Below are 9,660 nucleotides of genomic sequence, written 5' to 3'. Positions count from 1 at the left end.
CCCTAGCTCCTTTAGGGCTATCTGAAACTTGCACTCTCCTTGAGCTTTGCCATACCCCAATAACATTTCCTCACGGGAAATGATTTTGGGATAAGACATACAGTCATTTTTTCCCATATCTTTATAAATTCAAATACATAAAGTTAAATGAATAATATTTTCAGTGGTAGAATTGAGATTCAAGTTAACATTTTCGGCAAAGAACGGCATCATACCTTATAATTACAATTACTATGTGGGTTCATTTATTTATTCTTCCATTGAAAGAGCGGATAATAAAATTTCTGAAGACTTACATTACTCAAAGGATATTAAATTGTTTACATTTTCTGATTTGAAAGGAGTTATCCCGATGGATGAAAAAGGACTTCTTATTAAAGGTATGTGTTACTTTTATTTTTCATCACCAAGAAAAGATATCTCAGTTTCTTTTGTTGAAGGTTTATTTAAAAATACTTCTTTTCATATTGCAGGTGTTCCACTTACCCTGGAATCCGTTGGGGTTGTCAAAGATATAGATATTCATGACGCAATAAAATTCAAAACTATATCTCCAATATGTATAACTACAAAAATAAATATGGACAATAAGCTCAAGATTTGGGACCTTTCTCCAAACGATATAAAGTTCTATAAGAATCTTGAAAGAAATCTAAAAAGAAAATACTCTATTTATTATGGGGAGGAAAGTGACAACTCCAAAGTAAACTTTGAGATATCAAGCATATTGAGAAGTACGAAAAGAAAAATAAAAAATACTTATCACACTGCACATTATATTGAATTTAAGGCATATGGAAATCCCAATCTAATTAAACTAGGATATGAGTCGGGATTCGGAGAAAAAAATTCTATGGGATTTGGAATGGTTGAGGTTATTGATACGGGGGGTAAATTTTGAAATTTGAATTTGATTGGGATCTTATTGTAACTATTGGAGGGTTATATGTATAATTTTATTGTTAACTTATTTTCAGAAGAAGATTATCGATCAATATTCAGAACACCACAAGATGCAAAATATCGAAACAACAAAATCTTGATAGTATCTCCAACGTATAATGAAAAAAATCTAAAGAAGTATGAATCTATTTGTGTAAATTACAAAGACATATCAGAAATTATAGATGAAGTTTCTTTTTTATGCAATTACTCAAAAAGAGAAGAATTAAATGAATTCTTAAATCCAGAGAAATTCATAAATCCCACCCATAATAATTCAAATAATATTGGAGGCAGCAATGCATTACTAAGTCATAGCCCTACTCATTTTAGGATTACAGATTCTTTTATCAAAAATAACTATATGAACGATATAAGCGAAACTAGTCGAGAAGGAACTGTGCTAGAATTCTCTACTAAAAAAATTGAAGAGTTCAAAAAAGGAATTGAAAAGACTGAGTATTATTCTAAATTTCCTAAACTTATTGAACAAGTTATAACTTTCTTTGAAAACTTTTCTAATAAAGAATACAATCTAACTAAAAATGATTATATTGTATTCTTAGTGAATGAAACGGATATTAGTGAATATGTAGGGATTTTTGAGAGGTATGTAAATGAAAAAATACTAAAATATAATTCTTATATGGGGGAATGTAGTGCATGTAAAAAAAATGGCCAATTATATACTCTAACTCAAGGAAATACCTTTGATCTTGGGCGGGAAAGAAAATATTTGTTGAGAAATCCAACAAGATATAAATCAAATTTAAAATCCAATAGCTCTGAAAATTATAATCTATGTAAAACATGTACTATGTTAGTATATTATTTCTTTGAATATTTGAAATTATACAAATTTTATCGTTATGTTTTTCCTACTCAAACAGATTTATTTAGTCAAAATGACTATAAAAATTATGCAAAAGATCCTCCAGGGATTTTGAAAATATTAAAAATATTGTATGAAAAGAATAATTTTAGAGAATTTGACTATGTAATGATATTAACAGATCCTACGCTAGATAACATAGAATTTAGATACATTTCTAATTTTAATTATCAAATGGTTAGCCAATATGGCGCATTTAATATAAAAGATACTTCATTATATTCTTCTAGTAATAACTTGAATAACAATGAAGTCAACTCAATATCTAATGAACAAAACAAATCTATCTTTCTTAGTGATATAAATTTACTATTTAATAATACACTTGTCCCTTCTTTATTTGAAACTGACCCAAAAAATTTAATGAATTTACATCCGTTCCTGCAACAAAAAATTCTTGAATATAATCTCATGATAAGAAATTATATTTTTTATCAAGATAGTTCTTTCTTTACAGATAAAAACTATTCAAAATTATTTAAAGAATTTTTATCTGAAATTATTAGAAATATTAATTTAAGAGATACAATGAAAATTAGCAATAATAAAATTAGACTATTTTTAATAATCTATTATAAATATCTAAATAACGAATCGAATGGAGGCCTATATTTGGAAAAATATAAAGTATTAGAAGAAAAATTGAAAGATATAGAGAATATTGAAATAGAAAATGATTTCGAGGCTAGTTATTTAATGGGGCAGCTATTTCGGTATTTATTGAATCATAGTAAAACAAAAAATAAACTTGACCTTTTTACAAAATATACATTGAATGTACATAATATGGAATATTTAAAAAAGAGATTATTGGAGGTCCTTGAAAAATATTCACACAACGAATATATAGATAGCAATGTAAGATTTCAAATGAGTTTGAAAAATGTATTGGCCCATGAGTTTCATGATTCTTATGAAAACAACAAAATTCCCATATACACTGGCTATTTTGATAATAGCCACCTATATGGATCTAAAAAAGAAAAAGAAATAATAGAAGAATAAAAGGAAGTGAAGTGAATGAATTATAATGGGATTGTTGTAATAAATGCAAAAAATTCAAATTTCAATGCTAGTTTCGACGGAATGCCCAGAAGATTGCCTGATGGTAGGATATATGCTACAGATAAAGCCCTTAAATATTGTCTTAGGGAATATTTCTCAAAAATAGACCCTGTATTTGTGCAAAGAGAAAAAGAATTTCGCGGGAAAGAAGGAAACTTAAAACAAAGGTATCTAACTTTAAAAGAGAACTACTTAAAAAAGTGCAAAGTAGAAGAATTACCAAAAGACGAGAAAGAAATAATTGATAATCTTTTAGCCTTTATAGACGTTCGTCTTTTTGGCGTTGTTTTTGCAGTCGACAGCAACATATCTATAACAGGCCCATGCCAAATAGGTTATGGGATAAATAGATACGAAAACTCTAATATTTATGTTTCAAGTATATTGTCCCCCTACCGGAATCCAAATGAAAAAAGTCAAGAAGCCCAACAAACAACTATAGGTGAAGAATCAAGAGGGGACGATGTATACTATGTTTATGACATTTGTTTGAATATGAACTCTGCAGAAAAACAAGGGATAAAAATAACTGATTCTGACATTACTAAATTAAAAGAAGCAATGAAATATGCTGTTGGAGAAGTAGTATCTACGACCATGTTTGGTGTTGAAACTGTAAGTTTCATTTGGCTTGAAAACAAAGACGATAAAATATTCAATAATTTAAATTCGTTAGTAGATATTTTTGAAGAAAATAACGAAGTATTTATTGATTATAAAAAAGTAATGGAGCATGTCAAAGGCGAAGCACAAATTAGAGAAAATTATAGCTCTAAAGTGCAAAATAAAGGTTTAGAATAACAGATTATCTTTAATACTTTTAGTCTGTAGATAAAAAAACTGAGGGGAAGAAACATATGAAATTGTTAAAGTTTAGATTATATGGTAGTTTTGCGCACTTCAATCAGCCAGCAAGTAATCTATTTAAAAATACTTATTCTATAATTCCTAAACCTCATCTATTGGGAATTCTTGGTGCCATAGTTGGACTTAGGGGATATATAAACAAAGATACAGTTCCAGAATATTATGAAAGATTAAGTGACATCCAGATTTATATATATCCCAAAAATAAAAGAGATCGTAAATTTGTCGTTACATATAACAGCCTAAATAGTTTTCTAAATAATAGAAAAGATGTATCTTCTCCAAATGTGATTATAAAAGAGCAAATATTGATGGATCCAGATTATGAAATTGGATTAGTTTTAAATGAAGAAAATGAACTACATAACAAAATAATAGAAAATATAAAAAGTAATAAATCTGTATTTAATGTCTATTTTGGGAAAAATGAATTTCCTGCAAGTATTGAATATATTTCTTTAGAAGACTTAACAAATAATTCACAAACTTCAGTTAATTGTCAAAGTATATTTCCCTTTGAGTTACTATCTAATGGAATAAATAAAACTAACTTTAAACTAGAGATGATTCCTTTTGGTTTTGATGAAAACTTCAAATATATTTATTGCTTAATGGCCGTACCCGAAACTATAGCAAAAATCTGTGTTACTAATCCTAATGATTTTATTGTTTCGGGAGATCGAGCTTATTATGTTTTTTGAGAAATTTCAACAAATAATTAATTCTCTTGATACTTCAGTGATCCCTCCACATATTTATAGTTCAGCCCATAGAAAAAAGATTAACTCAGAAGTCTTATTAGAGTCTTTGGAAGATCATTCGGATTTATGTTCTAAGTATTTTGTATACTTGGTCGACAAAATGCAATTAGAATTTATAATTGATGATATGATATCAAAAATTTTTACAGAGAAAAATACAGATACTGTAAAAGAAATAATTGCATATTTTATTTACTATCACGATATAGGAAAAATAAATCCATACTTTCAAAAAATTAATGTTGAAGATCAGAATATATCTGGAGATAAAAGACACAGTTTCTATTCTTCAAAATCCATTTCTTCGTTTTTGATTAAAAAATTCCCAGGATTTGAAGACACAATTTATTTGTTTTCCTACATAGTTGATTTTCACCATAGTCCTATCGGAAATTTTACAGGAAAAATTAAAGAAGAAAATAAAATAGAAAAAGAGATAACTGAATTAATATTTAAGATTATTAAGATCGAAAAGATAGAAATTAAACAAGATACTATAGTTGATTTTTGGGATAATCCTAATTTTGAGTGGAAAAGATTATTCCTACTTGTAAAGTTAATTTATTCATTGCTCGTAATGAGTGATTCATATTCTACGTTTCACTATACAAGTAGTCTAGATGAATTCTACAAATTGAATATATTGGATGAGAAAACTAAAGAGAGTATGAAAGAGTCTTTTTTAAAAGTTGATTATAATAAAAATATAGATAATGTTCAATTAAAGACTATTTCTGGCATAACAAACGTCAACGAGTTACGTCGTGAAATATTAATAGAATGCAATACTCAAATGAAAAAGTTATTGGAAGAGAATAATAGGATATTTATGTTGTCTGTTCCTACAGGAGGGGGTAAAACAAATATATCTATGAAACTAGCGCTTAATATTTTAGAATATGATAATTGTGTGAAAAGAATATTTTATGTGTTTCCTTTTATTAATATAATAGAACAGAACAGTAAAGTAATTGATAGAGCCTTATTTAATTCTTTATTGTTTCCAAATAAAGTTGGAAAAATCTCAGATATTTACTCAAGCGCATATATTGACAAATTAAAAACAGATAATGATTCAACTTCGGATCTTCAACACTTAATTATTATTAAAAATGATAATTTCTTAAATAACTGTGTTAATATAATTACCAATGTTAATTTTTTCAATGTTTTCATTAAGAATAATAGAGATAATAGGTATAAAATAGCAAATCTATGTAACAGCATTGTCATAATAGATGAAATACAAAGTTTGAGTGATAAAAATTTGAGAATATTCTATGATTTCATAAATGAAACTAGTAAAAATTTGAACATCTATTACATAATTATGAGCGCCACGCTTCCAAATTTAAATTATTTTTTGGATAATGTCAAAATCCCACAAATTCTTGAAGACCCAACTAAATACTTTAATCACCCCCTTCTTGAAAGGAACTCTGTAGAATTTAGATATGGCATACATGATATTGAAGAAATAAAAAAATTAGTTATCAAAGAAATTAATGAGAATTATTCAAACAAAAAAGTCAAAATATTATTGACTTTTAATGTAATTAGCACTTCACGAAAAGTATACGATTGCCTAAAAGATGATAGTTATTTTAATAATTTTAAGATATATCTTTTAAACGGAACTATTCATACTTATAGAAGAAAAAAAATAATTCAAGAATTTAAAATCAAAACTAATAATGAAAATACCATCTTAGTTTCCACACAATCTGTAGAGGCAGGCATGGACATAGATTGTGATTTTGGAGTGAGAGACTACTCTATACTGGAAAGCCTTGAACAAATCTCTGGAAGAATTAACAGGGAATGTGATGAGAAAAAATCCAAAATCTCAAAATTATATATAATAAAATATAAAGATGGAGAAAAATATGATGTTCAAAAAATATACTCCCCAACAAAAAGCTCCAGATATAATGTTTTAAAAAATTTTACCCCTTCCCAATTAAATGAGATTCTAAAGTATAAAAAGTTTGATTACTACTACAAAATATTGGCCAAAGAAGTAAAAGGGATAGGAGGAGATTCTTTCAATTCTGTTATAACTGAAATAAATCAACTCCACTATAAAACAATAAATGATATGATTGATGTCATAGAACAAGAAATAGAACAGATTGATATATTCATCAATGAAATAATCTCCTTGGACGACCTATCAACAGAAGACAGAGAATATATCCTAACATTTACAGAAGATCTGGATATTAAGAGATTTGAGGGAATAAATAATATAATTAAAGATAATCAATTAATAACTAAAAATGTTTTTGAGGTATGGCGAACTATTCTCAGTTCAACGGATAAATTTAAAGACAAATACATTAGAAAAAGAATAACTAGTTTGTTTAATCAATTTATCGTGACGATAAATAACATAAAAATCTATGAAAATAACACATGTTTATTTGATCATATGATATCTAACGAACTTGTAAAATACGATGAAAAGTATAATACTATTATATCCACTGATAAATTTTTGAAATATTATTCTTTCAAAGACGGTATTGATACAAACAAGCTTAAATCTGAAATTTGTGTTTATACTATAAGAATGATATAATCTGTAATCCACTAGATTAATTAACTATGATAGATAGTAACATTACCGGTACAGAAATAAACTATTTCTTTATTTGTAAAACCAAACTCTGGCTTTTCTCGAAATTTCAAACGATGGAACATTCATCCGATGTTGTAAAAGATGGTAAAATTATTCATGAATCAGTTCATAAAAGAATGATTAAAGAAGTAAATCTGCCCGGAATGAAAATAGATTTAATCCAAAAGAAAGATGAGTTAGTGATATATGAAGTTAAGAAATCAAAGAAAATGGAAAAAGCTTCAATTTATCAATTACTATTCTATCTCTATAAACTAAAAGAAATGGAAATTACTGCAAAAGGAATTTTAGATTACCCTCTTATTAAAAAAACTGAAGAAATAATCCTAACTGAAGAAAAAGAGAAGGAGTTAGAGAGGGTATCAAATGAAATAATTCTAATTATCGGAGGCTCTATGCCGCAACCAGAGAAGAGATCATATTGCACAAAATGTAGTTATTATGATTTTTGTTGGGTGTAAACATGAAACAGGATTTTTATTTATTAAAAAATGGAGTTCTAAGTAGAAAAGAGAATACTGTATATTTCTATTCTGAAAAGGAAAGACATATTTTACCAATCGAGACAATTTCATCAATTTATTGTTATGGCAGAGTTACCTTCACATCAGGAGTTGTTTCTTATTTATCAAAGAAAGGCGTTTCAATCCATTTTTTCAATTATTATGGTTATTATGAAGGTACTTACTATCCTCGGGAATCCCTGTTATCTGGAGAAACTATAGTAAGACAGGCAGAACACTACTTAGATAAAGAAAAAAGAATGTTTCTTGCCAAAGAGATACTAAGAGGGGGAATATCCAACATAAAGAAAAATCTATCTTATTATAAAATTGATGAAGAATTAGAATCCATAAAAGGATGGGAAGAGAAAATTCAAGGCACAGATACAATAAGTGAATTAATGTGTGTAGAAGGTAACATAAGAAATATTTATTACCAAACTTTTAACAAAATACTTCCTGAAGAATTTAATTTTGATAAAAGAACTAGAAGGCCACCTAAAAATATGGTAAACGCGTTAATATCTTTTTCAAATTCACTGATGTACGCGACAATATTATCAGAAATATATAATACTCAATTAAATCCAACCATATCTTACCTTCATGAGCCCTTTAAGAGAAGATTTTCTTTGAGTTTAGATTTAAGTGAAATTTTCAAACCATTTATTGGGGATAGGGTAGTTTTCAAGCTTTTGAACAAAAGAATAATTTCTGAAGATGATTTTGATAAAGATTTAAACTATTGTCTTCTCAAAGATACTGGAAGAAGATTATTTTTGCAACATTATAATGAACGTCTTGATAAAACAATCAAACATCGTGCTCTGGACAGAAATGTTTCATACAAACATATAATAAGATTAGAATGCTATAAACTGATAAAACATGTTAGTGGATTAAAAGATTATGAAGCTTTTAGGATCTGGTGGTAGTGTACATTATAATTGTATACGATGTATCTGATAAAAGAGTAAATAAAGTAAAAAGCTACCTAAGACAACATCTAAACTGGGTTCAAAATTCAGTATTTGAAGGGGAGATTACAGATTCAAAACTTCGAGAACTAAAAAATGGACTAAATGAAATTATAAAGAAAGACAAAGATAATGTTATAATCTACATATCTAAAAGTGATAAATTTTTAGTAAGAGAAACGATTGGATCTCCTAAATCTGACTTATCAAATATTCTCTAGTCGTGGATCTTTATATATGCAATGCATGATCTGACATCCAAGATAAGTTTTATAAAATAGAAGGTTTATTGGACTTATATTGAGAAAATGGGCGTTTTTCCGGCCGGTTAGAATAAGACTATTATAGGATTGAAATTCAGCAGCATCTTTCACATAAGCCGTTCCTGCAGCAGTTAGAATAAGACTATTATAGGATTGAAATATGTTCCAGTTCTGGTCAAGTTCGATTCTACTTCTCGTTAGAATAAGACTATTATAGGATTGAAATGAGTTTATCAGATTTAAAGGCTCTGAACAGGTCGATGTTAGAATAAGACTATTATAGGATTGAAATGGAAGATGCACAACATACGATGATGGATACATCTGGGTTAGAATAAGACTATTATAGGATTGAAATTTTTCTAGTGAATATTCGTGCAATCTTTTAAGCAGTGTTAGAATAAGACTATTATAGGATTGAAATAAGGATCAACTAAATAGCTTTCCCATTTCACCGGTTTGTTAGAATAAGACTATTATAGGATTGAAATATTAACGGTTGTGATCTGAAAAGCTCAACCATTCTGGTTAGAATAAGACTATTATAGGATTGAAATAAATCTGCACCAACCCCCAAATATTATACAGGATATGTTAGAATAAGACTATTATAGGATTGAAATTATCTCATTGAGTTCTTTCTCTGTGCGTTTAGGTGAGTTAGAATAAGACTATTATAGGATTGAAATATAATCCCCATCACATTCAATAATTATTTTATGATCGTTAGAATAAGACTATTATAGGAT

The 9,660-nt window shown here is 27.7% G+C and carries 8 protein-coding genes and 1 CRISPR repeat array; all 8 genes read left to right on the top strand.

Annotated elements, in window-relative coordinates; all coding sequences use genetic code 11:
- Positions 1 to 172: 172 nt before the first annotated feature.
- The 8 genes from cas6 to cas2 are packed head-to-tail and all read left to right on the top strand — an operon-like array spanning position 173 to position 8,869.
- Positions 173 to 901: a CRISPR-associated endoribonuclease Cas6 gene (cas6, locus tag KO464_00280; protein ID MCC7571811.1), complete on the top strand. Its 729-nt coding sequence runs from the start codon at positions 173 to 175 to the stop codon at positions 899 to 901.
- Positions 902 to 946: 45 nt separating this feature from the next.
- Entirely contained in the window at positions 947 to 2,839 is a 1,893-nt protein-coding gene (locus KO464_00275) for a hypothetical protein (protein ID MCC7571810.1), read from the top strand.
- 15 nt (positions 2,840 to 2,854) lie between these two features.
- A complete protein-coding gene (locus tag KO464_00270; GenBank protein ID MCC7571809.1) occupies positions 2,855 to 3,700 on the top strand; it encodes a type I CRISPR-associated protein Cas7 in 846 nt (281 codons plus the stop codon).
- A gap of 56 nt (positions 3,701 to 3,756) precedes the next feature.
- The gene (gene cas5 / locus KO464_00265) at positions 3,757 to 4,467 is read left to right on the top strand and encodes a CRISPR-associated protein Cas5 (GenBank protein ID MCC7571808.1); all 711 of its coding nucleotides are present in this window, start codon (positions 3,757 to 3,759) and stop codon (positions 4,465 to 4,467) included.
- Entirely contained in the window at positions 4,457 to 7,108 is a 2,652-nt protein-coding gene (gene cas3, locus KO464_00260) for a CRISPR-associated helicase Cas3' (protein ID MCC7571807.1), read from the top strand. Before cas5 ends, cas3 begins: the two co-directional genes overlap by 11 nt.
- A 26-nt stretch (positions 7,109 to 7,134) precedes the next feature.
- A complete protein-coding gene (cas4, locus tag KO464_00255; GenBank protein ID MCC7571806.1) occupies positions 7,135 to 7,629 on the top strand; it encodes a CRISPR-associated protein Cas4 in 495 nt (164 codons plus the stop codon).
- Between the two features lie 2 nt (positions 7,630 to 7,631).
- Positions 7,632 to 8,606, top strand: a complete 975-nt coding sequence (gene cas1b, locus KO464_00250; protein ID MCC7571805.1) for a type I-B CRISPR-associated endonuclease Cas1b — start codon at positions 7,632 to 7,634, stop codon at positions 8,604 to 8,606.
- Entirely contained in the window at positions 8,606 to 8,869 is a 264-nt protein-coding gene (gene cas2, locus KO464_00245) for a CRISPR-associated endonuclease Cas2 (protein MCC7571804.1), read from the top strand. Before cas1b ends, cas2 begins: the two co-directional genes overlap by 1 nt.
- Before the next feature lie 106 nt (positions 8,870 to 8,975).
- A CRISPR array of direct repeats spans positions 8,976 to 9,660; the repeat unit is 24 nt; unit sequence GTTAGAATAAGACTATTATAGGAT.

The organism is Methanofastidiosum sp. (genome assembly GCA_020854815.1).
GTDB lineage: Archaea > Methanobacteriota_B > Thermococci > Methanofastidiosales > Methanofastidiosaceae > Methanofastidiosum.
This window is presented reverse-complemented; position numbering and strand designations above follow the sequence as displayed.

Bases quoted from the DNA above. Each gene is read 5' to 3' on its own strand.
- KO464_00275 (MCC7571810.1), top strand. From the start codon at position 947: ATGTATAATTTTATTGTTAACTTATTTTCAGAAGAAGATTATCGATCA.
- KO464_00270 (MCC7571809.1), top strand. From the start codon at position 2,855: ATGAATTATAATGGGATTGTTGTAATAAATGCAAAAAATTCAAATTTC.
- cas5 (MCC7571808.1), top strand. From the start codon at position 3,757: ATGAAATTGTTAAAGTTTAGATTATATGGTAGTTTTGCGCACTTCAAT.
- cas3 (MCC7571807.1), top strand. From the start codon at position 4,457: ATGTTTTTTGAGAAATTTCAACAAATAATTAATTCTCTTGATACTTCA.
- cas4 (MCC7571806.1), top strand. From the start codon at position 7,135: ATGATAGATAGTAACATTACCGGTACAGAAATAAACTATTTCTTTATT.
- cas1b (MCC7571805.1), top strand. From the start codon at position 7,632: ATGAAACAGGATTTTTATTTATTAAAAAATGGAGTTCTAAGTAGAAAA.